This window comes from Vibrio sp. 811 (assembly GCF_033339195.1).
In genome coordinates, this window is record NZ_JAWOUB010000001.1 from 512361 (window position 1) to 536764 (window position 24404).

20 protein-coding genes are annotated in these 24404 nt (G+C 43.6%); 9 read left to right on the forward strand and 11 right to left on the reverse strand.

Annotation, left to right across the window (positions count from 1 at the left end):
* Positions 1 to 262: 262 nt before the first annotated feature.
* Together R7Q46_RS02190 and R7Q46_RS02195 are read right to left on the reverse strand one after the other, a co-directional pair.
* On the reverse strand, positions 263 to 2422 hold the full coding sequence (locus R7Q46_RS02190) for a prolyl oligopeptidase family serine peptidase (RefSeq protein ID WP_318077261.1): 2160 nt from the start codon (positions 2420 to 2422) through the stop codon (positions 263 to 265).
* A gap of 206 nt (positions 2423 to 2628) precedes the next feature.
* On the reverse strand, positions 2629 to 4200 hold the full coding sequence (locus tag R7Q46_RS02195) for an ATP-binding cassette domain-containing protein (protein WP_318077262.1): 1572 nt from the start codon (positions 4198 to 4200) through the stop codon (positions 2629 to 2631).
* Positions 4201 to 4645: 445 nt separating this feature from the next.
* On the opposite strand from R7Q46_RS02195, the gene R7Q46_RS02200 reads away from it, so the two are divergent.
* From R7Q46_RS02200 to R7Q46_RS02210, 3 genes are all read left to right on the forward strand, one after another.
* Positions 4646 to 5071, forward strand: coding sequence for a universal stress protein (locus tag R7Q46_RS02200; RefSeq protein ID WP_005375398.1), 426 nt, complete (start codon positions 4646 to 4648; stop codon positions 5069 to 5071).
* A 166-nt stretch (positions 5072 to 5237) separates the two neighbouring features.
* Positions 5238 to 5855 carry an NAD(P)H-dependent oxidoreductase gene (locus R7Q46_RS02205; protein WP_005375391.1) on the forward strand — a complete coding sequence of 206 codons (618 nt, stop codon included), beginning with the start codon at positions 5238 to 5240 and terminating at the stop codon, positions 5853 to 5855.
* Positions 5852 to 7816 (forward strand): monovalent cation:proton antiporter-2 (CPA2) family protein, encoded by a 1965-nt coding sequence (locus R7Q46_RS02210; RefSeq protein ID WP_318077263.1) that lies wholly within the window; start codon positions 5852 to 5854, stop codon positions 7814 to 7816. Before R7Q46_RS02205 ends, R7Q46_RS02210 begins: the two co-directional genes overlap by 4 nt.
* Positions 7817 to 7908: 92 nt before the next feature.
* On the opposite strand, the gene R7Q46_RS02215 is transcribed toward R7Q46_RS02210, so the two are convergent.
* Positions 7909 to 8202, reverse strand: a complete 294-nt coding sequence (locus tag R7Q46_RS02215; protein ID WP_005375389.1) for a hypothetical protein — start codon at positions 8200 to 8202, stop codon at positions 7909 to 7911.
* Between the two features lie 245 nt (positions 8203 to 8447).
* Between R7Q46_RS02215 and R7Q46_RS02220 the strand changes: the two genes are divergently transcribed.
* The gene (locus R7Q46_RS02220) at positions 8448 to 8741 is read left to right on the forward strand and encodes an ArsR/SmtB family transcription factor (RefSeq protein ID WP_005375388.1); all 294 of its coding nucleotides are present in this window, start codon (positions 8448 to 8450) and stop codon (positions 8739 to 8741) included.
* 108 nt (positions 8742 to 8849) lie between these two features.
* Here R7Q46_RS02220 and R7Q46_RS02225 read toward each other — a convergent pair whose 3' ends face one another.
* Positions 8850 to 10199 carry an alpha-amylase family protein gene (locus R7Q46_RS02225; RefSeq protein ID WP_262602746.1) on the reverse strand — a complete coding sequence of 450 codons (1350 nt, stop codon included), beginning with the start codon at positions 10197 to 10199 and terminating at the stop codon, positions 8850 to 8852.
* Positions 10200 to 10719: 520 nt separating this feature from the next.
* Between R7Q46_RS02225 and R7Q46_RS02230 the strand changes: the two genes are divergently transcribed.
* Together R7Q46_RS02230 and R7Q46_RS02235 are read left to right on the forward strand one after the other, a co-directional pair.
* Entirely contained in the window at positions 10720 to 11076 is a 357-nt protein-coding gene (locus tag R7Q46_RS02230) for a MerR family transcriptional regulator (protein WP_047101703.1), read from the forward strand.
* Positions 11077 to 11134: 58 nt separating this feature from the next.
* Positions 11135 to 11515 (forward strand): carboxymuconolactone decarboxylase family protein, encoded by a 381-nt coding sequence (locus tag R7Q46_RS02235; protein ID WP_054728771.1) that lies wholly within the window; start codon positions 11135 to 11137, stop codon positions 11513 to 11515.
* A gap of 74 nt (positions 11516 to 11589) precedes the next feature.
* Here the strand turns inward: R7Q46_RS02235 and R7Q46_RS02240 are convergent, their stop codons facing one another.
* Together R7Q46_RS02240 and R7Q46_RS02245 are read right to left on the reverse strand one after the other, a co-directional pair.
* A complete protein-coding gene (locus tag R7Q46_RS02240; protein ID WP_005375384.1) occupies positions 11590 to 11820 on the reverse strand; it encodes a PAS factor family protein in 231 nt (76 codons plus the stop codon).
* Positions 11821 to 12102: 282 nt separating this feature from the next.
* The gene (locus R7Q46_RS02245; RefSeq protein ID WP_318077264.1) at positions 12103 to 14529 is read right to left on the reverse strand and encodes a M9 family metallopeptidase; all 2427 of its coding nucleotides are present in this window, start codon (positions 14527 to 14529) and stop codon (positions 12103 to 12105) included.
* Positions 14530 to 14977: 448 nt separating this feature from the next.
* On the opposite strand from R7Q46_RS02245, the gene R7Q46_RS02250 reads away from it, so the two are divergent.
* Positions 14978 to 15955: a hypothetical protein gene (locus tag R7Q46_RS02250; protein ID WP_053303803.1), complete on the forward strand. Its 978-nt coding sequence runs from the start codon at positions 14978 to 14980 to the stop codon at positions 15953 to 15955.
* Between the two features lie 31 nt (positions 15956 to 15986).
* Here the strand turns inward: R7Q46_RS02250 and accD are convergent, their stop codons facing one another.
* Positions 15987 to 16850, reverse strand: coding sequence for an acetyl-CoA carboxylase, carboxyltransferase subunit beta (gene accD / locus R7Q46_RS02255; protein WP_017821534.1), 864 nt, complete (start codon positions 16848 to 16850; stop codon positions 15987 to 15989).
* Positions 16851 to 16991: 141 nt separating this feature from the next.
* Between accD and R7Q46_RS02260 the strand changes: the two genes are divergently transcribed.
* Positions 16992 to 17891 carry a LysR family transcriptional regulator gene (locus tag R7Q46_RS02260; RefSeq protein WP_064369126.1) on the forward strand — a complete coding sequence of 300 codons (900 nt, stop codon included), beginning with the start codon at positions 16992 to 16994 and terminating at the stop codon, positions 17889 to 17891.
* 148 nt (positions 17892 to 18039) lie between these two features.
* Here R7Q46_RS02260 and R7Q46_RS02265 read toward each other — a convergent pair whose 3' ends face one another.
* Both R7Q46_RS02265 and R7Q46_RS02270 read right to left on the reverse strand, forming a co-directional pair.
* Positions 18040 to 19599: a methyl-accepting chemotaxis protein gene (locus R7Q46_RS02265; protein ID WP_031778895.1), complete on the reverse strand. Its 1560-nt coding sequence runs from the start codon at positions 19597 to 19599 to the stop codon at positions 18040 to 18042.
* A gap of 549 nt (positions 19600 to 20148) precedes the next feature.
* Entirely contained in the window at positions 20149 to 21225 is a 1077-nt protein-coding gene (locus R7Q46_RS02270; RefSeq protein ID WP_171344147.1) for a nickel/cobalt efflux protein RcnA, read from the reverse strand.
* Positions 21226 to 21360: 135 nt separating this feature from the next.
* On the opposite strand from R7Q46_RS02270, the gene rcnR reads away from it, so the two are divergent.
* Positions 21361 to 21633 carry a Ni(II)/Co(II)-binding transcriptional repressor RcnR gene (gene rcnR / locus R7Q46_RS02275; protein WP_005375370.1) on the forward strand — a complete coding sequence of 91 codons (273 nt, stop codon included), beginning with the start codon at positions 21361 to 21363 and terminating at the stop codon, positions 21631 to 21633.
* 265 nt (positions 21634 to 21898) lie between these two features.
* Here rcnR and R7Q46_RS02280 read toward each other — a convergent pair whose 3' ends face one another.
* Together R7Q46_RS02280 and denD are read right to left on the reverse strand one after the other, a co-directional pair.
* The gene (locus R7Q46_RS02280) at positions 21899 to 23392 is read right to left on the reverse strand and encodes a GntP family permease (RefSeq protein WP_005375369.1); all 1494 of its coding nucleotides are present in this window, start codon (positions 23390 to 23392) and stop codon (positions 21899 to 21901) included.
* The gene (denD, locus tag R7Q46_RS02285) at positions 23392 to 24351 is read right to left on the reverse strand and encodes a D-erythronate dehydrogenase (protein ID WP_017635260.1); all 960 of its coding nucleotides are present in this window, start codon (positions 24349 to 24351) and stop codon (positions 23392 to 23394) included. Before denD ends, R7Q46_RS02280 begins: the two co-directional genes overlap by 1 nt.
* Positions 24352 to 24404 lie beyond the last annotated feature (53 nt).

The window sequence follows — 24404 nt, forward strand, 5'->3', positions numbered from 1 at the left end:
TGATTAATTAATTTTACCATATAAATAGAGAGTGCAATGGATTTAGGTGATCGCGATCAATGTTTCATTTCTATCGTACAACACTCTTCAGATTAATTAGAACATTATAATAATTTAAAAACCTTAGTTTGATTAGCCTAGTATCAGATTAGAATAGTAGGCCTATAATAAATAAAAAGGGAATCACTCTCTGTGATTCCCTTTTATTATCGAGCGATAAAGCGCCGATGCGTTTCGATAACTAAAACGCAAACAATTCGCACTATTGCAGTTTCTCTATTCCCATATTGAACAGTGCAAAACTATAAATATCTGCATTTGTCTCAATTATTTTACGCGTTGGTGTGCCTGCACCATGTCCTGCATTGGTTTCGATGCGAATTAAGGTCGGATTTGAACCCGCTTGCTTCGATTGCAACTCAGCAGCAAATTTGTATGAGTGAGCAGGAACAACACGGTCATCATGATCACCGGTTGTAATCAATGTTGCTGGGTATTCCACCCCCGCTTTTACATTGTGCACCGGCGAATAACTTTTCAGATATTGGAACATCTCTTTACTTTGCTCTGCCGTGCCGTAATCATACGCCCAACCAGCACCTGCGGTAAAAGTATGGTAACGCAGCATATCCAGTACGCCGACTGCTGGCAGCGCCACTTTAAACAGCTGTGGACGTTGCGTCATAACGGCCCCCACTAACAAGCCACCATTCGATCCACCGTTAATGGCTAACTTGTTTGATGACGTTACCTTTTCATCAATTAGAAATTCAGCCGCCGCAATAAAGTCATCAAACACATTTTGCTTTTGCATTTGAATGCCAGCGTTGTGCCACTCTTTACCATACTCCCCACCGCCACGAATGTTCGCTACCGCGTAAACACCACCAAGCTCCAGCCAAGCCGCACGTGTCGGGCTAAAAGATGGCGTGAGGCTAATGTTGAAACCGCCATAACCATATAGGATGGTTGGTGCACTGCCGTCCATCGGTGTCCCTTTTTTATAGGTGATGATCATCGGCACTTTTGTTCCGTCTTTTGAGGTGTAAAACACCTGGCGAGATTCATACAAAGCAGGATCAAATGGCGCCTTAGATTTGTAGTACACCTCGCTATCACCATCTTTGATGTTCAGACGGTAGGTAGTGCTTGGCATCTTGTAGTTGGTGAAAGAGTAGTAGACTTCGGTTTCTTCTTTTTTCCCCGAGAAACCGTATGCGCTGCCAATATCAGGCAATTTGATTTCTCGGATGAGTTTGCCGTTCATGTCGTATTGCTTCACCATTGAGATCGCATCAACAATATAGCTCGCAAACAAATTGCCACCCGCGGTAGAAACACGTAACACGTTCTTTGTTTCAGGAATCACATCTTTCCAGTTTTTGGGTTGCGGCTGACTTGCATCCACCGTCACGACGCGTTTGTTCGGCGCATTAAGGTTCGTAACCAAGTACAGTTTCGTGCCTTGGTTGTCTATCACCCAAGTATCAGAACTGGTGTTATCTAAAATGGTTTTCAGCGGGCTATTTGGCTTACTCAGGTCTTTGAAGAACAGTTTGTTGCCCGACGTCGATACGCTGGCTGAGATAAACAAGTAGCGTTCATCTTCCGACGTGTAACCCCCAACGTAGCGATACTTTTCGTCCTTTACACCACCGAAAATTAATTGGTCTTCACTTTGTTTCGTCCCTAGTTTATGAAAGTAGAGCTTGTGTTGGTCTGTCTTCGCAGAAAGTTCACTCCCTTTTGGCTTGTCATAACTTGAGTAATAGAAGCCTTGATTGCCGAACCAACTGATGCCACTGAACTTAATATCCACCAGCGTTTCGCCGACGGGCTTTTTGGTTTCTGTGTCTAACACAATGACTTTGCGCCAATCGCTACCGCCTTCCGAAATGCTGTATGCAACCAAAGAACCATCACGTGAAAAGCTCACTCCCGCTAACGATGTGGTGCCATCTTCACTAAAAGTATTTGGATCGAGGAAAATTTCTGCTTCGCCATCACCTAACTGCCGATAAAGCACATCTTGGTTTTGTAGCCCGTCATTTTTGTAGAAATAAGTGAACTTACCCTCTTTGAACGGTTGGCTTTGCTTTTCGTAGTCCATGAGCTTAGTGATGCGCTCTTCAATCTGCTCGCGGTAAGGGATTTTCGACAGATAATCAAACGTCACTGCATTTTGTGCCTTAACCCATTCTGCGGTTTCTGGGCTGAGATCGTCTTCCAACCAGCGATAAGGATCACTCACTTTTGTACCAAAGTAGTCATCGACAACATCCACTTTTTGTGTGGTTGGATACGTGATGGCTTTGGGGCTTACCTGTTCAACCGACGATTGCGCCGCTTCATTTGCATACGCCACAGACAACACACTTCCGAGTACGAGAGCCGTTGTGAGTGCTAGGGTATTCTTTTTCATGAAATTCCTTTTTATTTTTCTGTTGTCTTTTTGTGCAATACATCAGAACTCTACTATATATCGACAAAATGAATCTAATTTCATTAAACGAGTTGTGAAAGCCATCCTAACTCCCTCATTTCCTTCCAGTTCTACAAACTAGTAAGTGGCGGTGTAGAACTTGGGAACAATACTGAAGAGCTACGATGGCGTTTACTCTCTTTCGTCTAAGTCAGCTCGATTTGGCGCAAAACCCCAGACTCAGAAGCGAAATCTTGGTCGTGACTGATCAGAACAAATCCACCTTTGTATGTATTTAACGCCTGACTAAGCATTATTTTTGACTCGAGGTCGAGATGGTTATCTGGTTCATCAAGCAGCAGCAAAGGCTGAGAATTTTGGTGGCTGACTATCAGCATCGCGAGCTTCATCTTCTCGCCACCGCTCAGTAGGCGCCCCAATCGAAACACTGCATCTCGACGAAAACCGATCCCGGCCAATAAGGTCCTCGCTTCACTTTCCGTCATCTCTTGGCAGCTCTCCATTACGTTCTCAAGTAACGAAAGATTTGGATTCACTGCACCAAAATGTTGGTCGAGATAATACAAAGGCGTATTCACTTTCAGCTCACCACTCTGCAACGATAACTCGCCAAGCAACGTCTTTAACAAGGTTGATTTTCCGCAGCCATTTTTCCCTTTGAGATGGACTTTGTCGTTCGCAAAAATCTGCAACGTGATAGGTGTAGAATTCCCAAAAGGTAATATACCTTCTTGTATCGACAATACTTTTCGCGAACGGTTCGGATTATCTGTAAGATAAAGCTTTTGCGCCTTGAGTTGCTCATGTCGCAATTGCAACGCCTGTTCTTTGGCTTGTAAATGCGCTTGTCTGAGTTGCTCATTCTTATTGCGATTTGAGGCGCTGGCGGTCGCACTATCCTTTTTTCCATCAAGCAAAATTTTGGGCTGACTGCCGTCTTTGCGCAGTTTGTTCCCTTGCGCGGCGCGTTGGTCTGCTTTTTCGCGATTTTTCTGGGTTTGCTCGGCTAACCGTTTTTTCTGTTTATCGACTTGCGCTAACTGCCTCTCGATCGCTTGCAGTTCAGTGCGTTTTTTCTCGGCGTACACATCGTAATTTCCACCAAAAACTTGTAAGCCTAGGCCCGAGAGTTCCCAAATTTCCTCCATCTCTCGCAGCAGCTCACGATCGTGACTGATGAGTAAAATCGCGCCGCTGAAATGCGTCATAGACTCTATCAGCCATTGTTTCGCCTGGGTATCGAGGTGATTGGATGGTTCATCGAGAATCAAAAGCTCCGTTTCGTTTTCAAACAACTGCCATAGCTGCAAACGTGCCAACTGACCACCACTGAGCCGAGCACAAGAGAAATCAGGGTCTTGCGGTAATCCCATCGCAGCGAGCTGCTGTTTGAGTTTTAATTCAATATCCCACTGCTCACCAACCAGTTCGAACCAATGTTCAGAAACATCACCTTGTTCAATCTGCTTTAAAGCATGCAAGACCGCATCTTTGCCCAGAAACTGGGCGATCGATTGCTGACCTGAAAGCAGATCAGACGGCTGCTGGCGATACATCATGAAAGAAGAGGGAGCAGTCACAACACCGCTGGCAGGCTGAGTTTCTCCCGCTAAAATGGAAGCCAAAAGCGACTTGCCGATGCCATTGCGCCCAACCAAACCAACACGTCGTTTAGTCATGGAACAAGAAATAGACTGGAATAGCGTATCGCCATTATCAAACTGATGGCTAACATTAAAAGCTTGTAAAACTGGCATAATTTGCCTCCTGTATGACAGGGACAACAGCCGTAGCTATGATTTGAAATGGCAACAAAACGCGTGCACAAACGCATTAAGCTCTATGTAAAGCTCGACGATATACGTCAAATCAAAAAGTCGTCTTGTTGCAAAGAAATATCGGAAAGTGAGCTACGCCTACTAACCCTGCAGATCCAAAAAATAAGTAAAAATATGGATGACAGGTTTAGTTCTTCATGTTGGCGTAATCTCCTAGAGAAATGATGCACAGAGTGTAGCCGCTTTTTTGTTCAAAAAGCAAGCTTTCTAACCAAATGTGAACAAAAAGAAAGTTTCACAGTAAGTTGTTATATCACATTAACTTTTTAACAAGTCTTTGAACAATTTCGAGATCTTAGCAACACAATTTTTATCCAAGCCATACTATGCTTAGGGTAAAGATAATCCACATAAGGGCGTGGTTATGAAATACAAACATATCCTTGTTGCACTCGAACTGTCAGATGAAAGCACCGTGCTTATCGACAGAGCGGTATCAATGGCAAACTATCTCGACTCCGATATCTCCTTTATTCATATTGATGGTACGCACGGAGAAATCTATCGTGAGCTTGTAGACATTAAAGAAAACCCGGATCAAAGGCCGTTGAATGAGCATTCAATGGAATGTTTAAAAACATTTAGTGATTACATGGATTACCCACTTAAACATTTCTTCGTAGGTACTGGCGACTTGGCTGATAAATTAGAGGTCACCATTAAAGAGCAAGAAGTGGATCTTCTGATTTGTGGTCACCACCAAGATTTCTGGAGCAAGATTATTTCTTACTCCAGACACTTAATTAACAAGTCACCGGTGGATATTCTAGTCGTCCCTATTCATGATTAGTAAAACGTAACGCTTCCCAAAACCACCAATTTATTTGGTGGTTTTTTATTGATATTGAAACAGCTTAAACAGTTTTCCAAACTAGCTTGGCGATCATTTATGAGTTACATTTTCTAACCAACCCGCGCTCCTACTGGGCATGGTTATTTAGATAGCAAGGATCCCTATGGCAAATAAAAAAGTACTCATTCTCTTTGCTCATCCTTCCCAGCATCGTTCAGAAGTGAATACTCCACTTTTCAAAGAAGCTCAAAAAATTGAAGGCGTGACATGTGTTGATCTCTATGGCGAATACCCTCGTTTCGATATTAATATCGACCGTGAGCAGCAACGCTTACGTGAGCATGACGTGGTGATTTTCCAATTCCCACTATATTGGTATTCAACGCCTGCGATTTTAAAAGAGTGGCAAGATCTGGTTTTGGAATATGGCTTTGCTTACGGTACAGATGGCACAGCACTGCAAGGCAAGACCATGCTTTGTGTGCTGTCTGCAGGGGGCAAAGAAGAAGCTTATAAGGCAGAGGGCTACAACCACTTTACGATTCGTCAACTGCTTGCGCCTATTGAACAAATGTCCGCACTGACCGGCATGAACTACATTGCCCCTCTCGCGATGTTTGGCGCACGTACAGCAGATGAAGAAGGGCGAATCCCTCGTCATGTTGAGCGGTACAAGAGCCTGCTAACAGCTTTAGTCGAAGATAGGTTGGATGTTGAAGCTGCGGCGTCATTAATCAAGCTTAACAGCGCATTGCCAGAGCTCATTAAGGAGGCTTCATGACAGGGATATTCTTACAAGCCTTCGTATATTTGATCGCTGCTGTAATTGCAGTCCCACTTGCTAAGCGTTTGGGACTTGGGTCCGTTTTAGGCTATCTCATCGCAGGTGTGGTCATTGGCCCAATTATCGGTTTAGTCGGTGAAGAAACAACAACAATACAGCACTTTGCCGAGTTTGGCGTGGTGATGATGCTGTTTCTCGTTGGTTTAGAGCTCGAACCCAAAATGTTGTGGGCGATGCGCAATCGCTTAATGGGTTTAGGAGGTCTGCAAGTCGGTGGTACCGTCGCGGCGATTATGGGTATTGCCTTATACTTTGACCAGCCTTGGACCATAGCCTTAGCCATAGGTTTGATCTTCGCCCTCTCTTCTACTGCGATTGTTTTGCAAACTTTTAACGAAAAAGGATTAACGAAGACGGAAGGTGGACAAAACGCTTTCTCCGTGTTGCTTTTTCAAGATATTGCAGTGATACCAATGTTGGCGTTCATTCCCCTATTGGCCTTACCTGAATTAATTGAACAGGCACAGTCCGCAGCACAAACAGCCGCAGCGCACCATGAAGAATTAAGCCTCGTTGCGGGGTTGCCAGGCTGGGCATACGGCATCGTAATCACAGCATCGATTGCAATCGTCGTCGTTGGTGGACACTTTTTAAGTCGACCTCTGCTCAATTATGTGGCTAGCTCTGGTTTGCGAGAAATCTTTACCGCAACTGCACTCATGCTTGTCATTGGTATCGCTGCACTGATGAGTTTAGTGGGCTTATCTCCTGCCTTAGGAACCTTCTTGGCTGGCGTTGTATTGGCGAACAGTGAATTCCGCCACGAGTTAGAATCCAATATCGAACCATTTAAAGGCCTATTGTTAGGTCTGTTCTTTATTACCGTTGGCGCAGGGATCAACTTCTCGGTCCTTTTTGGTGATTTCTGGTTGGTCATGGCATTGACCATTGGCGTGATGGTTTTGAAAGCCTTGGTGCTGTTTATTCTTGCACTGATATTTAGGGTGAAAGGCAGCAACCGCTGGCTGTTTACCCTAAGCTTGGCTCAAGCAGGTGAATTCGGCTTTGTGCTTCTAAGCTTTTCAGTGCAAAACCACGTCATCCCATTTGAACTCTCACAAACTCTTGCGTTAGTGGTTGCGATTTCGATGTTCCTGACACCAGGTTTGTTTATTCTTTTTGATAGAGTGATTCTGCCGCGCTTTGAAAGCCAGTCAAATGAACGCGAAAGCGATACGATTGAGGAAACAGGCACGGTGATCATCGCCGGCATCGGCCGCTTTGGACAAATAGTGAATCGCCTATTGGTATCAAACGGCGTGACTACCGTGGTACTTGACCATCAATCTGACCAAGTCGATAACATGCGCCAGATTGGCACTCGCGCCTATTTTGGCGACGCGACTCGACCAGATATGCTACATACAGCCGGCATTGAGCACGCCGCTGCGTTGGTTGTGGCGATTGATAACCAAGAATCGAGTGTAGAACTGGTGAAGTACGTTAAGCACACGTACCCAAAAGTAACAGTGATTGCACGTGCCTTTGACCGTGGACATGGCTATCTTTTGCGTCAAGCGGGAGCTGATATTATTGAATCAGAGACCTACCATTCTGCATTGGAGATGGGCGGTCACACAATGAAAGCACTTGGCATTCACCCCTTCTTTGTTGAACAACAGAAGGCGACATATAAGCGTGTTGAAGCACGTAAGTCAGAAATACTCTACAAAGCTTGGGAAGATGATTCTGAAGGTGAACGCTATGACAACAATTTCCGACAACTGTTTATTCAGTTAGAGGAGAAAATGGCGGAAGAGATGCAAAAAGATCGTCATGACAAACTATCGCGGTCAGAACGAGGTTGGACACCGCCACCTAAAGGTTACGCCGATGACTTTAATGAAGATAACGTCCAAGAGCTAACACCACCAAGAGAAGAGCCTATCCAACGATAACGCACTCCATATTAAAAACCTCCCGCTTGGGAGGTTTTTATTTTTTCAGTACAGAGCCACACGCCGTGCAGGATAAAATGATCTTCTCGATATTACATAAGATCATTCATTAAAATCTCATACTCTTCGTTTGCTTCTTCCACTAAATGAGAAAGCTCTAACGCATCAGTAACTGCAAGATTGAACTGCCACGGAGTTGTGTCTTCTTTACCACAGATTCGAGTTTCACACCCACGACTCTCAAAAGACAAATCATCAAACTCTGTGGTGTGGCGCTCTTGAAGTTCAACAATCTCAACTTCTAATTTACCGACAGGATTGACTTTAACGTGGGCATGTAACTCCGAACTGTTAGACAAACAATAATCTCTATGAACCGCAATCATGGCCGCCTCCTTGGTCTGCCAACTGACAACTCAACATTGAGTGTAGACGAGGGATTTTGAACGTGGCGTGAAATAATAATGAAGATTGATCTGTCTCATTAGAACAGACAATTGTTGTCATGAAGGCATGAGCCAGTATGAATCTCATCTGATTTAAATTGTTCTGAGATCGTAATAGTTGGCATTTACCGAGACTTTCCCTATTATCGAAACAAAATTACTGTGGTCATTCTTTAGAGGTCAGTATGGAGCTTGAAGCCGTTGCTAAAGCACTAAAAGAGTTAGGGCATCCGACTCGTTTAAGTATTTACAAAGAAGTCGTCAAAGCGGGATACAAAGGTATCGCGGTAGGCGGCGTACAAGAAAAGCTTGGCATTCCAGCATCCACTCTCTCTCATCATATCTCGAGCCTTGCTTCAGCTGGTCTTCTCACCCAGCGCCGCGAGGGTAGAACCCTTTTTTGTGTTGCAGAGTATCAGTGCTTAGATGACGTAATTGGTTTTTTAAAAGCAGAATGTTGCGTTAACGAGTGCTCATAAATTTCTAGCAAAAACGAGAGAGTTTGAGTTTCTATTGAACTTCAGCAGAACGTGAATGACGATGAAAAACATACACACCGAAGTTGCTAAGCTCGGTGTGTACATCTTCTAGTTCGCGACAAGTAACATCGACGACTTAGATGGTACGATTAACTTACCGTCAGTTGGAATGATTTGTTCTGTCATCAAATCAACCCAATTACCATCGATTTTTAATGTCAAAGACTGTTGACGCTGTGATTTATTAAGCACCACAATACCTTTGTCACCTCGCTTAAGTACGAGCATGTCATCGTTACCTTCAAGAACACTCATCGGCTCGCCATGCGTCATATTATGGAACTGGATCATTTTTGCCATTCTCGGATCGCTCCATGCACCTTGCCATCTTGGCTGACCATTTTTACCTTTAATACCGCTAGTGTTTAAGTCGGTATAAATCAACGGCACACCACCATCTCGGCCTAGAATATAGGCATAAGCTAACCATTCGTTTTCCTCGTCCATGATGAGCTCAAGAAAGACATCATTGTTAGGAATATCATGTGTGATAGCAAATGTAATCGCACGACCGGGGGACAGAGCCTGACCAAAACAATAGGGATCAATCAGAGACTTGAAGCTACCCTTTTTAGCAAACGCCTTAAACATGGTTGAGAACAAAGGGAAATCGTACGCACCTAGGCGAGTTTCCTGTAGATACGGCTCAAGAAACAGCTGATACTCTTCTTCCGTCGCACCGCCATCGGTAATAATTTCGCCAAATATGTGCACATCCCGCGTGATGTCGTCTGTCCAAACACGCTTAAGATGCTCTAACGTCATGTGTTTCGCAGCGTCAATACGAAAACCTTTCACACCAATAGCTTTCAGCGCCGTTAGGTACGCTCGCTGCTGTTCAACGACATGGTCACAAACACGAAGAGTTGGCAAGCCAGGGTCGGTTGGCCCACCTGTGATACGTCCGTTTTGAACCTGCCACTTATCTTTCCAGTCTTTGATGCCGAATGCTTCAACAAAGTCCTCTTCATCAAAAAGTGGTTGAGATAGATCGCCAAACAACGCTAGCGACTGATATTTCTGTTTGTTGTTCTGGTATTCCTCCAAGACCTCTTGTCTTGGGTACTGAAGGTCTCTGCGAAGGTGGGCCTCATTTGCCATATGGTTAAACACTACGTCGGCATAAACCCACACACCAACTTGCTCCAGTTCACGAACCATATGAATAAAATCTTTGGTATCACCCAAGGCATTATCGATAACACGATAATCCTGTGGTTGATAACGCTGCCACCAGCGCTCATCGTGTGCGCTTTTCATTGGTGGCGAAACCAACACAGAGCCATAACCAAGCTCGCGGATTTCTTTTGCTCGTTGGGCAATGTCAGCATACTTCCAATCAAACGCATGTAAGATAACGTTTGCACCGAATGATTGTGTTTCCTGTGAGCCACTCATGTTGTTCTCCTGCTCGTTTCCACTCACGATTACTTGTTTGCATTTTTTTGTGAGTGAATTCAATAATCGAAATTATAAAAGCTATTCATCAGAGGCACTCACCCTTTTAGCACTAACTCAAGGCTGAAATCGAAGGCGTAGCGACTCATCCATTGCACAGCGATAAATCGTTCTGAGTGAATAACGGGCACACAACATACAATCCAAACAGCCCAACACAAACCTAAAGCATTGTTTTTCTTAGCAAAAACTTCAATTTAAAAAGATAGAACATAAGACCTATGTACGCCCTAAAATAGGCCCAAAGGATAAAAATAGCCAAGCCAACCCGTTGAGTAATCAATTGTTAATAAAACGAAACTGGCAGATGGATCACGTTTGGCGCGTTTCAAAAATCCAGTAAATCACCATACCTAGCGTTAAAAGACTAATGATTTCTGTTTGTATCTGTCCCGAAATGACTTCAAAATGCGAAACTTAGCTTATCTCTATGGGGTATGCTCTACCTTGGAGGATAATAATGAATATCAAAGAATTTTCTGACCTCGTCGGGCTATCTGCTCATACACTTCGATACTATGAAAAAATCGGTTTACTTAAACATGTCCATAGAAACGCGAGTGGACATCGAATGTATAGTTCGAAAGATCTAAACTGGATAAGCTTTGTTAAGCGTTTAAAAGAAACTGCAATGCCACTTGAAGAGATTCTAGAGTATGCCAAATTAAGGGAAGTCGGCTCTCAATCTGTACCACAACGTCAAGCCCTGTTAGAACGCCACCAAGAAAACCTCAAACGCCACATTGAACAACAGAAAAAGCACTTATCGGCTCTAGAAGAAAAAATTGCCTTGTATAAAAGCGGAAAAGTTCGTTGACTTAGAGTTAACTCTAACGATTAAGGTGTGTTTACGTTTATTCACTAGGAACATACCGATGGAACAATCACGCTTTAACAAAGGATTAGAACTACTCTCTCAAATTGATGGCGACGCTGGTCATAATGTCATCGAAAGCTTACAAGATATTTGTCCAGATTTAGCTCAGTACACCATTGAGTATCCGTTTGGCGATATTTATGCTCGCCCGGGCTTAGACCTAAAATCGAGAGAAATCGCAACCGTCGCCGCGCTAACGGCAATGGGGAATTGCGCGCCGCAACTAAAAGTGCACTTAAATGCAGCGCTGAATGTAGGCTGTAGCGAGGATGAGATTAAAGAGATCATTTTGCAGATGTCCGTCTACGCAGGGTTTCCCGCGGCATTAAACGGCATGTTTGCATTCAAAGAAGTGCTAGCGGAAAGAGCAGAGCAATAACGACGTTGAAATCAATTTAACCGCAATTAAAAACGGCCCTTGGGGTTCGGGCCGTGATTAAAACAACGAGTGAATTAGCGCTCAGGAGTTTCAAGCAGTTTAACCGCGCAATCTACCGCGTTGTTAATGCCTTGACTGCTCTCCAACTTGCCTGAACTTGCAGGACCAAGGGCACAAGAATACAAAGCCAGCTGCTTATCGAACGGCAGATCCAACTGTTCATAGAGATTTTGTCGGATTCTTGCATGTTGTTCTGGTTCTTGGTTAGCAAGGCTAATCAACGTTTCATAAATAAGCGTTTTCATGTCTTTCCCTTTTCACTTTATTGCACGGGGTGCATATATATTGTATCCATTTGGGAAACACAAATCAGAAGCTAGGTCACAGAACGCGTCGCTAAAAAAGTTTATGTGCGCGGTAAATTGCAATACAAACCTAAAGCCGTTTAGAAAAAGGGCAACTGATAACTCGATAGATCAGCCGATTAACTAGCATTCGCCGCTGTTTGTTTATAATCGTGTCCGATATAAACAAAAACGTCGCTGTATCAGCGACGTTTTATCTCGACTTTAGTTAATCGAACCTGTTTAGTTGAAGTGCACTAGCATTTCAACGTCATCGCCTTGCTCTGGAGCCTGAAGAGCGAAGTGCACGTACCCTGCTTCAGTAACAGGAATCGCAAGGTATTCATTGCTGCCTGCATAGTTGGACGCATACTCGTGCTGCTCTACTGTAGGCCAATGCTCCCTACTCGCGTATAGATCGACATTACCAGTTTGAGAGTGAGCCGTTAGCCATACACGAACCTCTTCTACACCTTCAGGCACATGAACTGCTGCATAACGCTGCTTGTGAACGGTAAGCATTTTGGCTTCACCAGACTCTAGTACCACAGGTGCTAAATCATCTTGCACTTGGGTTGGCGGTGTTTGCGCTTCCACTTCTAACGCAGCCACAAGATTTACTGAGTCATAGCTATCACGTCCAGTTAAGCTGATGTAGTAACGACCCGCTTTAACGTAACCATCTTGCTCTGGTTCAAACACAATCTCTTCATTGCTGCCATCAGCATATTGACTCATTTCGAAATCATAGTAATGCGCGACTTTGTTGTAGCTCATGTAAAGATCCGCATCACCCGCCCCCTCAATAGATACATTGAAGTTAACGGTGTTGGCTGGAACATCAACGTAGAACAGTTTTTCGCTGTATGCTTCGCCACTGAGCTGAAGGCTTTGGTTCGCCGTCAATTCAGTCACTTGTGCTTCAGGGCTTGTTGGTTCTGTTGGCTCTTCTGGGTCTGTATCAGGTTGCTCAGGTTCCACTTTTAATGTGTCCAACCAACGTTCAAACTCAGCATCGTATTGTTGACCTAAAGACGTCACCTGCTGTGCCCATTGTTCGAACTGGCCAGAGCGCGACAATGCCAACAAGCTTTCGACGTCTTGTGGATGATTTTCTAACATGAATCGAACAGCTAGATAACCCCAACGATAGATACGATTGGTATCGTGAGAGTACGTGGTATCAAACACAGTGGAAAGGCTAAGTTTACCATCTGCAATCAGCTCAATCGCAGCTTGGTAACCTTGCTTGTAATGCATGTATTCAGCAAAACCTTCTAGCCACCAAACAATATGACCATGAGCCAAGTTATCGCTGAACGAACCGTATTGGTTAAATCGTGCATCTAAATAGTGCGTGTATTCATGTTCTAGGTTCAAGATAGAGAGATCTTCACCATTCGCGTAGCGATAAGCGACGAAACGCGCAGTATTGTCCGCTTTTGAAGGGTCACCTTCTAGGTACTGACCGCCGTTGTCCGTTGTATTACCAAATAGGAATGAAGAGTAATCAACGTAACTAGCGTTACTCGCGAATACCGCCACTTCAACACGATCATTCAAATCATCAGCGACAGGTTGATTACCCGTATTCGCAACTCGATGGAAGTCGGCTTCTTTTGCCGCTAGCACTTCACACGCTTTCGCTGCTTGAGCATCGGTCAGATCTTCAGAGCGAATAATGGCAGGTCCCTGACATTCAAAACGATTTGGCATTACACGTGCAGCTAAATCTTGCTTGGCTTGCTCAATATTCAGACCATTTAGGCCTTCTGGTGCGTAGTAGCTCATCATTTCAACGGCAGCAAGCCATAGTTTGTCATGCTCACTACCCAGTGGATAACGCTGCATCACCTGTTGCATTACTGCCAATGCTTTGCGTTTGGTCTCCTGATCTGGGCTCGCGAGCAAACGACCAGTTTCACGTAATGCATTGAAAACGATAAAGCTTGCATCCGTATCTAATGCCCAAGCATTATCAGATGCGAATTTCACCAACGTATCAATATGGTGTGTATTGTTTGCCATGTATCGGTAGAACGCATCGTTCGCCGCATGGCCTGCCATAGAGCGGAACAAGTTGTTTAAACCATCGACCCATTGCGTGTCCTGCGCGGTTTCACGATTAAAGTGCATCAACGCGGCCATCATGCTATCCATGGTCAGCGGCAACTGCTTAACGTTATCAACCATCAAAGTCAGGCTCTTCATTGCACCAACTTGTTCACGACCTTGATCCAAAGCATGAGGGTTGTTTAGGAATAGGCTCGTCGACTGAGCAAAACGCTGACTCAACGCTTGCGAAAACTCAGGTGTACCAGTACCAGCGTTGTAGCGAACGTAGTAGGCCGCTCGAATAAATTCGCCTAGGTTCTCTAGAATACGAGCTTGATCTGCTTCACCACGATAGCGAGCGATTTCTTGATCCAGCGCGACTTGGATACGGCTTAGGCTCGCTTCACTATAGATATCATTCAGCGTTTCTGAAGGTGCTGAAAACCATGCGTGGTAGCAATCATACTCAGCACCAGAAACGGCAGTAGCCAGATCTCGCGATTGTTGTAAATCAGCAACAGCACACTGATTTTGTGCAAAAGAGAAGCCAGACACACTCGCTAGCATACAAGCAAGCGCCAAACGATGGCGCGGGAAAAAACGGATATGAGACATAACAACACTCATTGATTATTAACATACATTGAGTGGGGGTTTATATTCTTTACAGCTCAAACAGTGAAATCAGTGTCATAAAATTTATGAAACCGCTCCCAAAAATAGGTCTTTTACTCTAATTAAATGGGAGCAATCCCACTCCAAAAAAACTCACAATTATCAATAAAAACATTAATTTACCTTTTTCTAAATAACGACTTTATGAGGAAAATTGCCCTTAAACGCCCCCCTTAACTCTTCCAGATAGAGTTCACGACAATCAAAGGTTCTAAATTAAATTTTGATGCTTGATACCATCTATTTTTATTTGTGACTCATTCCCAATAAGTCATAGAGTGCATATCAAAAGGTTGGCATTAATGGTAAATTCTCCGCCAAGTCAAACACATTTACTCCTCCAGTCATTGATGAGTGAATAAAGCAGATATTTGGCTAGGGATAATACATGTCACTTTGGGGATTTTTGGGAGCGGGGATTGCCTACTTCATGACAACGTTTGCCTTTGTTTTTGGCGGCATTTTTTGGTTATGTGCTGAAGGTAATACATTAAGAGAAACAAAGCGCCAATCATCAATAATGTCCGGGGTTATTGCTTGTACTATTGGAACTTGGGTGCTTGCTTTTGGTGTTTACGTTTACGGTTACTTTTGGGATAACTCTTCTCACTATTATTTTTATTTGCTCGCTCCATGGGGACTTGCCATTTTTGGGGTAAAACTTCGTAACCGCTGGGTTAAGCAATACGCGCGTGTAAAACACGCAAAAGAAGAACAGTGGCAAAAGCGCTGGCGAGAATTATTAGGGGAAGATACTGAAGAGCTTCCACCATATACACATGATTACGAGCTCTACTCGGGCATTTGGCAAGCCAATGAAGCGCTCCAAGAACAGTGTTTTGCAGCCCTTCCTCACGGGAAAGCAGTCTACGAGAGAGTGAAAGCCTTCCAAACGATGGCCTCCCCCGCTGGTGACATAAACAATCAAGTTTTGCTGAGTAAACTCGATCAACTAGAGGATGAAATCATTCAAGTTCTTGAGCAACACTCGCAAAAGAAAGTAAGCATTGAAACTGGCGCAGGTACTTTACACAAAGAGTCAAAACGCAATGTTTATCACCATGAGAATGGCCCAACAGAAGAGCAACTGTACGACTCAATCAACCTCCAACATGATTTGGATCGAGAGCTACGCAACATTATCTATGATCGGCTCGGTTACGATGGCGAAGATGAGTACTTTTTCCTCCAAGCGCCACTCGAAGAGCTTACCGAGAATGAAACCGCAATCAACTGGATGCTCTGGGGGTTAGTAAGCGACCATTTTGCTGTTGACCCATACCAAACGGCGTTGGATCTCAGCCTAATGAATGCGGAACCAAGATGGGGGCAAAATGAACGGTTTGTAATGATTACGGCTCAATAAACGCAAGTACTAAGTCTAACTTTAATACAACCTATTCTGAGACCACCCTCGCGTTGGTTAACTTAGCCAGTAAGCGGCCAACGCGATCGCGCATTTCACGTCTATCGACAATCATATCTAGCGCACCATGCGCTAGTAAAAATTCACTTCGCTGAAACTCGTCTGGTAGCTTTTCACGTACCGTTTGCTCAATGACCCGTCTTCCCGCAAAGCCAATACTTGCTTTAGGTTCACCAATATTGATGTCTCCTAACATGGCTAAACTCGCCGAGACGCCACCATAAGTTTGGTCCGTCAATACTGAGATATAGGGTAATCTGTGCTCAGATAAGTGGTTTAACGCGGCGCTGGTTTTTGACATTTGCATGAGTGCCACCAAAGACTCTTGCATGCGCGCCCCTCCGCAAGCGGAAAAACATACTAACCCAGATTTTGTATTAATTGCGCTTTCAACTGCTCGGACAAACTTCTCGCCAACCACTGCGCCCATCGAGCCTGCCATGAAAGAGAATTCGAATGCACACGCAACAACAGGCAGCCCCAATAACTTGCCCTCCATCACCACCAACGCATCTTTTTCTCCAGTCGTTTTCTGTGCTAAAGCAATTCGCTCTTTATATCGCTTTAAGTCTTTAAAACCCAAAATATCTTGTGGCTCCAACTCACTTGCCAACTCTTGTTGTGTTCCATGGTCCAGAAAAGAGATCAACCTTTGACGCGCAGCCATTCTCATGTGATATGAGCATTTAGGGCATACTTCCAAATTTTCTTTTAACGCGGCACGATAAAGTATTTGTTCACACTCAGGACACTTTGTCCAAACGCCCTCAGGGATAGACGCTTTGCGCGAACCTATTATATTTTTATTCTCAAATAACCGTTCTAACCAGCTCATAAATTCACCACTATTGATTACGTTCTAGCGCGATATCTCGTTGTTTGTTCGCTTAAACTTGTAAATAAAATTGTATGTAACTTAGTACAGGGATAAAGTGCGATATGCTGGCTTGATAATCCAATAAAGTGGGATAATGAAATGTTTGATAACGTTGACCAAATCTGGTTAAAAAGTTTTCACTGTGTTTATGAGAACAACAGCTTTAAGCGAGCCGCTGAGTGTTTGAATATACCAACATCAAATATCAGCCGACACATTGCCCTGCTTGAAGAAAAGTTAAACATTAGGTTGTTCAATAGAACAACAAGGCGAATGACGCCTACCGAGGCTGGAGAAGAGCTCTATAGCAGCACTCGTCCGTTATTGGAGCAACTCAACGCCGCACTAGAAACGGTAACGCGCCACTCACACACGGTAACAGGGGAACTGCGAATTCTTATGCCAGACACACCTGTACTCGCCAAAGCGGTTGTCACCTTTTGCACGCAATACCCGTCAATCTCTTTGTCTTGCGATACAACGCTAAACCCTAAAGATGATGTTATTGACAGCTTTGATGTCATTTTGAGTTTTCATAGAGGGACTTTGTCAGACAGTAACTGGGTGGCGAGAGAGATAAAACGCTGGCCCAGTGCCATTTTAGCCGCGCCTCAACTAATTGAGAAATACGCCACCCCTTACAAAATTACGGATCTAAGTCATGTTCCCTGCATCACGACGCTTACCGCAGTAAATGGTGCACCATGGGTATTCAGAAGCCCTGCTGGGGGCCATATTACTCAAACTGTGCAATCTTCATTCAAAGTAAACAGCGGTCATCTCGCCAGATATGGCGCGTTATCAGGGCTTGGGTACGCAATATTGCCAATTGAGTCATGCCAAAATGAGATCAAAAATGGTGAGCTAGAAATCGTCACTCTAGAGTACGAACCTGAGGATTTAGTGCTTTACGCCTTTTACTCGTCTAGAAAACATGTAGCTAAGAAAATATCTATGTTTGTTGAACATTTAAAGCAAAATGCGAAACTTAACGCTTAGCTAAGCTTTACTCAACTAATTTATCATATTTTGTTTTATCGTCTAGAAAGGACAGACACCGCTAAGCGATTTGAGACTCGATTTTTTCAAATAAAAAAGCCAGCAATTAACATTTACTGGCTTTTTATTAAAGAGGGTCAGTTGGCGTTTAGATTCTAAACGCTCCCACGTGACGATCGAGTGTTCGCGATAGCTCCGCGAGTTGTTGACTTGATGCTTCTAGTTGCTCACTCGCCGTTAGCGCACTTTTCACTGAGTGGCTGACGGTATCCATGTTCATATTAATTTCGTTTGCTACCGTTGATTGCTGTTCTGTTGCGGTTGCTACTTGAGTATTGATATCTGAAATAGTCGTCACTTGTGCAGCTATTGCTTCTAAAGCCTGTCGAGCTAACTCGGTTTCTGCCGTTCCTTCTTCAATAAGAGTCTTACTATTGCTCATTGAATTCACCGCACTTTGAGCTTCAGTTTGTAGCTGGTGAATCATGTTGTCAATTTCATCGGTAGAATGAGCCGTTTTAGTCGCTAGGTTGCGAACTTCATCAGCTACGACTGCAAAACCTCGGCCGGCATCACCAGCGCGTGCAGCTTCGATAGCCGCATTGAGAGCCAATAGATTGGTTTGCTCCGAAATACCTCTAATCACTTCTAGAATACTACCAATCGACTGAGTATTTTCAGCAAGACTCACGATAATGTTGGAAGTGCTGTTCATCTCGTTTTCAAGATTAGTCATCGCCGTTTTGGTTCTTTCTAGCGTCGTGTAGCCATCTTGCGCTTCATTACTTGCTGCACTCGCAGCATTTGCCGCTCCAGCAGCATTGGAGGCAATTTCATTGACCGTCGCAATCATTTCGTTCATGGATGTGACAACCAGCATGGTTTGCTCGTTCTGCTCTTGCCCTCTTGTGAGCGCTTGTTGAGATTGCCCACGCAAAGCGACAGCTGAACTATTAAGCTCCACACCAGTATTTACAACTTGTGTAATAATCTCATGTACTTTCCCAACAAAAACGTTGAAAGCAGAAGAAATTTGCGCGACTTCGTCATTACCTTTCGCTGGCAAACGAACGGTTAAGTCTCCGTCTCCTTTTGAGATGTCTTGTAGAGCGTCTTTAAGCGCAGAAAGCGGTCTCATCAGTTTATTTAGCAGAAGTGACAGAATCAAAACACACATAACGAAGATCGCCACCATAGAGATCAACTGGTAAGTAATAATTCCATTCGTCGCTTGGCTCACTTCGGTAATAGGAATACCAATATCAAAAGTACCGTATAACTGACCATCCACATAAATTGGTGCCATGATGTCAAACACCCATACTTTCTGGACATCGGCATACCACTTTGAGTACTGTTGAACACCTCTCGTCGCGCCTTCAACAGTATATTCATCGTTATAGGTTTTGTTCAGCTTGTGCTTATCACTGTGGGCTACTGCCGTTACGTTACGGTCAATTACAACGGCATAACTCACGTCTGAACGTTGTTTCAGCCCCTCAACAAGCGATTGTAAATCTTGCATTGGATTGGCTGAGTTCTCCAAAATATAACTCGCATTTCCCGCTAGAAACTCAGCTTGAACTTGGGATTTGTTTAAGATGATGTCATCGATTTTCTGACTCGAAATTAGGTACGTTGATGCCATACTCGCCACGACAGCAATACCAAACATGGCGCAGACTGCTAATAAGATGATTCTTTTCATTATAATTGTCTCAATACAATTCAATTGATGCTCATTAATCGAGCGCTAAGCCTTTCTTCTCCAAAACCAACCAAACTGCATTTTGGGTCTGTTTGGCAGAGCAAGACATAACTTTATAACTATGTATCTGCTTGGTTCCCGATTACTTTAGACAGAAGGAAAAAAAGTCTTCAAAACGTCACATTTCTACGAGGTTTGGCGAAGGGACGAGTACGCAAAAGGAAACGTTTGCATAGTTAAATTTAACTATGCGACCAAATTGGTATCGAACATTAAAGAAAAGAGTTCTAATTAGCGTTTTGCCGTCGGGAGCGCTGTGGTCAGTGCTCCCGTTTTATCATTTAGTATCTCAGGTTCAGATATTAGAGCCACAATTGCAGCGGTTGTAATCCGAGATGCTTGGTGAAGCGAGAATGACTTGGTTTGTAGATATGGCAGCGATGTCGGATCGAGTGATTCTCAATCAAGAATCGGCAGCAAAACATGCAAACCAAGGCATGAAGCCATTACCCATACAAAAAGAAAGGAAAAGAGTCTTTATCATAGAGTTTAACTCGTCAGCGATATGTATCCATGCATACCCATGTATAAACCAACTGCACTGATCAAGACGCCCGATAAGTAAGGAGCTCGACGTGCAACATCATTCAAACCGCTCCATTTAGATGTCGCTTTTTGCACGCCCACTGCTGCCACAACGCCAACAGCAACCAGAGTCAAGGCTAAGCCAATACTGAATGACACAACTAAAGTCGCACCAAGAGTCATTGCCTTAAGCTGCAAACAGATAAGCAAAACCGTTACCGCAGCAGGGCATGGAATCAAACCGCCCGTTAATCCAAACAGCAGAATTTGCCCATTCGTCACGTCTCGATTCTCAAAGCGTTTTTGAATGTCTAAAGCGTGAGCGCGTTCGTGAGCATCTTGATATTCCTTATCTTCGCTTTCTAAATGAGAACCAGAACGGAAATGTACATCAAAGTCATGGGTATGATCATGGTGCCCGATGATCAAAGTGACAGAAAGTCCATTAGAGACTTCAATGCAAGACGCCGATTCCAAGTATCCATCACGCTCTATAAAGTGATAGATATCAGCAGGTTGATAACCATCACTCGATACCGAAACCTTGATACCTTCAGCAGTTAAAGGTTTACCGCTGAGTGTTCGCAATTGGAAACGGTGATGCTCCCCTTCCTGTGTAATCGAAAGCGAAACATGCCCATGTCCTGTATCCACAACTTGAGTCGTCCAGTCGCGAGCATGATCCTGAGCTTTGTTCCAAGCTCGCTCATCGCTCCATGTCCGCCAAAACATCCATACGCCGGTTGTCACGATAATGACCCCAGAGATAAGTTGCATCCATGGTTCAGCCGCTTCAGCGGTGAATTTCTGGCTAATATACATCCCGCCAACAGCGATTAACCATACAATTATAGTGTGAGAAAGTGTGGCAGCTAAACCCAGCATCACGGCTTGTTTGACCGTTCCTTTCACCGCGACAATGAACGCCGCCATCATCGTTTTAGAGTGCCCAGGTTCTAAACCATGCAAGGCGCCAAGCAAAATGGCACTGGGAATAAAGAACCACCCATTACCTTGTTGTAGTAACGCGACAAAATCCATTGTTGTTCTCTGTTGTTGATTCTAATTTATCGCAAACTATACTCCCCCCCAGTATTAAATACTACCCCCCAGTATAAATTGAGTGCTACATTATCAGTTAGAATAACTCGGCCCGTAACTTAAAGAAGATAAGACATGTCGCATACAACCAGAGATCAAAAGAAGCTCAACACTCGAGTCAGTAAAATACAGGGTCAGGTGAATGGACTTAAAAAAATGCTGGAAGAAGAGCATGAATGCCAAGATGTGTTGCAGCAGATTGCCGCTATTCGGGGAGCAGTAAATGGTTTGATGCGAGAAGTAATTAAAGGTCACTTACTTGAACACGTCGTACTTGAGGAAGACAAAACTCAACGTGAAAAAGATATGGAAGTCGTATTAAAAGTACTGGACTCTTATATAAAGTAACCCTACTTCGCTAGAGTAAAATCACTAGAGTTAAACTCGAATAGAACCTTTATAGGTAATCTCTTACTAAGCGGGAAATAACAATTCCATTTCATATTGATTAAGTTGAAAACGGAACCTATATCGGTTCAATTTAAATAGTTTATTTATAAGAACTAAAACGGCCCAAACATAGGGCCGTTCATATTATTAAAAACTCTAAACTATCTGATAAAAATACATATTGTGATAGGTTTTTACTTTATGGAAGAGTACAAGTAAACCTTTATACCTCTTGTAATTCGACGTGCTTAGCGCTGTAAGATTTTGTAAATGCAACACACCCCAAAAGTACAGCAAGTGGTAACACAGGATCAAAGATTGAACCATGAGATCCGAAGAATAAGTTAAGAATCATGACTAATGAACCACCAATAGCCCAAGCAATTGTTGTTGGAATAGTCCAAATAATGAGTTGTTTCTTAACCTCAGTAACCCCCATTAATCGATTAACAATATGGAATAGCGAGTCATTAAAGTAGCCAGCAAATAGAGATCCCATCGTAGCTGCCGTCGCTGCGAATAAAAGGTTAACGTCAGGAATATTCACTAAAACTGGGGCAGATATAGAAGCAGCGGTTATCATGGAGACTGTACCAGAGCCCTGAATAATACGAACTAACGTCGCAATAATAAATGGAATCATAACCGCAGAAATAGGAAGCCCTGCAACTTGGTTGGCAATCTCTGCGCCCGCACCCGTTTCACGCAATACGGCACCTAACGCGCCACCAGCTCCTGTTACTAACAAAATGATGCCACAAGTGGAGATTCCTTGTTCCATCTTTTCATTCGCTTCTTCTTTGGTAAGGTTATTACCCAATGTGTAAACCGCTAATAACGTCGCTATTGATAGTGCAATTGTAGGGCTGCCGATAAAAGCGATAAATTGACCAAATGTTGTTGCTGTCAGCCCTTCGAAACCGAAAGTACCCTCTAATAAACCCATCACTGATTTCGCAAGTATAAGTAAAATAGGGATAATAATTGGAGCGATAGATTTACTTAAAGATGGTAGGTCTTTCGCTTCTTTACTTGCAATGTACTCTTTGTGATCATTAATCAGTTGCTCACTAGACTTCGAGAAATGTTCGGTTGGAATGAATTCAGGAAACTGCTTTTCTAACCATCTTGCATACCAAACAATACCCATGACACAAGGCGCTGCGATCATCAAACCAAAACCTAACATGCTGGCAAGATCGACACCAAAGATACCAGCAACGCCCAAAGGCCCTGGAGTCGGCGGAATAGCGTGATGCGCTACGACCAAGCCGCCCGCCAGAGCAACCGTAAGCGTTAAAATCGAGCGATTGGACGTTTTTGACAAAGACTTCGCAATTGGATAAAGAATGATAAGCGCGCTATCCACAAAGATTGGGATGCTAACAATATAGCCAGTTACAGCAAGAGCGGCCTCTTCTTTCTTTTTTCCTAACCACTTTATAAAATTATAGGCAATACTTTCTCCTGCTCCAGAAGCCTCTAAAATAGCCCCCATCATAACGCCGAGACCGATGACAATCCCTATACCGCCTAATGTTCCACCAAATCCTTTGCTAACGGTCGCAATCGTGTCGTCAACACTTAACCCACCAATAATACCTGCGATACATGCCGCAATTAACATCGCAATTAACACATGTACTTTTGTACGTAATACAAGAAAAACAAGGACTGATACGGCTACTATTAGTCCAATTACTGAGGTTGGTAACATTAGACAATCTCCATATTGTTAACAGAAATAAATTGTTGTAATACATCCTTGAAATTACTGTCTGCTTTAAATCCAAGCTCCAGTTCTTTAGTACAATCAATTTTTTGTGGCCAACTACTCACAATACGATCAATGCCCGCATCATGCTCATAGGTAATATAATTAGAAAGTTGTTTACCCATTAGAGTGTCCATTGTTTGAATCATCTCAGCTGGTGTAGTTTGAATACCAGGTAAATTAAGCGTTCTATAGGACAGATTATTTAACTGCTCATAAGGCATTAGCCCTGCATATTGAATATTGTCCACTACTCTAGACGGGCTCGATATCCAAAGTTTTAGCGTAGGGTCTACAGGACAATTTGATTCTTGAGCATTCAAAGGCTCACGAATAATTCCGCTTACGAAAGAGCTAGCGGCAAGGTTTGGTTTCCCAGGGCGAATACAAATAGTCGGTAAACGTACGGATACAGCTTTAACAAAGCCTTTACGGGCATAGTCGTTCACCAATAACTCACCTATAGCTTTTTGCGTCCCGTAGGATGACTGAGGATGAAGTGCTGTTATTGGTGTAATCGTTTCCGGAAGATCACCACCAAATACAGCTAAAGATGAAGCAAACGTAAAACGAATATTAGGGTTTACTTTACGGCAACGCTCAAGCAATAACTGTGTGGTCGTCAGATTTACAGCTACGCCTAAATCAAAATCTTGCTCAGCATGGCTCGATACAATTGCCGCTAAATGAAAAATGTGTGTCGTTTCGGCAGTAATAACTTGGTCTATATTTTCTCGTTTTGTCATATCCATGACTAAAGAAACGACTCGGTCATCAATGCCCTCTAAGCGCGACTTTTGAATGTCGACAATAGTAATACTTTCAGCTTTGTTTTCTTTTAGTAGTGATTTGGCAAGTAGGGTTCCGAGAAAACCCGCCCCTCCAGTTATGATAATATTCATAGTCACGACCCTTTGTTTTTGTAATTAGTTTCAAGTTATTTATGGATAGAAAT

Excerpts from the sequence above, each read along its gene's own strand:
- R7Q46_RS02190 (WP_318077261.1), bottom strand. The coding sequence starts at position 2,422 with ATGAAAAAGAATACCCTAGCACTCACAACGGCTCTCGTACTCGGAAGT.
- R7Q46_RS02195 (WP_318077262.1), bottom strand. The coding sequence starts at position 4,200 with ATGCCAGTTTTACAAGCTTTTAATGTTAGCCATCAGTTTGATAATGGC.
- R7Q46_RS02200 (WP_005375398.1), top strand. The coding sequence starts at position 4,646 with ATGAAATACAAACATATCCTTGTTGCACTCGAACTGTCAGATGAAAGC.
- R7Q46_RS02205 (WP_005375391.1), top strand. The coding sequence starts at position 5,238 with ATGGCAAATAAAAAAGTACTCATTCTCTTTGCTCATCCTTCCCAGCAT.
- R7Q46_RS02210 (WP_318077263.1), top strand. The coding sequence starts at position 5,852 with ATGACAGGGATATTCTTACAAGCCTTCGTATATTTGATCGCTGCTGTA.
- R7Q46_RS02215 (WP_005375389.1), bottom strand. The coding sequence starts at position 8,202 with ATGATTGCGGTTCATAGAGATTATTGTTTGTCTAACAGTTCGGAGTTA.
- R7Q46_RS02220 (WP_005375388.1), top strand. The coding sequence starts at position 8,448 with ATGGAGCTTGAAGCCGTTGCTAAAGCACTAAAAGAGTTAGGGCATCCG.
- R7Q46_RS02225 (WP_262602746.1), bottom strand. The coding sequence starts at position 10,199 with ATGAGTGGCTCACAGGAAACACAATCATTCGGTGCAAACGTTATCTTA.
- R7Q46_RS02230 (WP_047101703.1), top strand. The coding sequence starts at position 10,720 with ATGAATATCAAAGAATTTTCTGACCTCGTCGGGCTATCTGCTCATACA.
- R7Q46_RS02235 (WP_054728771.1), top strand. The coding sequence starts at position 11,135 with ATGGAACAATCACGCTTTAACAAAGGATTAGAACTACTCTCTCAAATT.
- R7Q46_RS02240 (WP_005375384.1), bottom strand. The coding sequence starts at position 11,820 with ATGAAAACGCTTATTTATGAAACGTTGATTAGCCTTGCTAACCAAGAA.
- R7Q46_RS02245 (WP_318077264.1), bottom strand. The coding sequence starts at position 14,529 with ATGTCTCATATCCGTTTTTTCCCGCGCCATCGTTTGGCGCTTGCTTGT.
- R7Q46_RS02250 (WP_053303803.1), top strand. The coding sequence starts at position 14,978 with ATGTCACTTTGGGGATTTTTGGGAGCGGGGATTGCCTACTTCATGACA.
- accD (WP_017821534.1), bottom strand. The coding sequence starts at position 16,850 with ATGAGCTGGTTAGAACGGTTATTTGAGAATAAAAATATAATAGGTTCG.
- R7Q46_RS02260 (WP_064369126.1), top strand. The coding sequence starts at position 16,992 with ATGTTTGATAACGTTGACCAAATCTGGTTAAAAAGTTTTCACTGTGTT.
- R7Q46_RS02265 (WP_031778895.1), bottom strand. The coding sequence starts at position 19,599 with ATGAAAAGAATCATCTTATTAGCAGTCTGCGCCATGTTTGGTATTGCT.
- R7Q46_RS02270 (WP_171344147.1), bottom strand. The coding sequence starts at position 21,225 with ATGGATTTTGTCGCGTTACTACAACAAGGTAATGGGTGGTTCTTTATT.
- rcnR (WP_005375370.1), top strand. The coding sequence starts at position 21,361 with ATGTCGCATACAACCAGAGATCAAAAGAAGCTCAACACTCGAGTCAGT.
- R7Q46_RS02280 (WP_005375369.1), bottom strand. The coding sequence starts at position 23,392 with ATGTTACCAACCTCAGTAATTGGACTAATAGTAGCCGTATCAGTCCTT.
- denD (WP_017635260.1), bottom strand. The coding sequence starts at position 24,351 with ATGAATATTATCATAACTGGAGGGGCGGGTTTTCTCGGAACCCTACTT.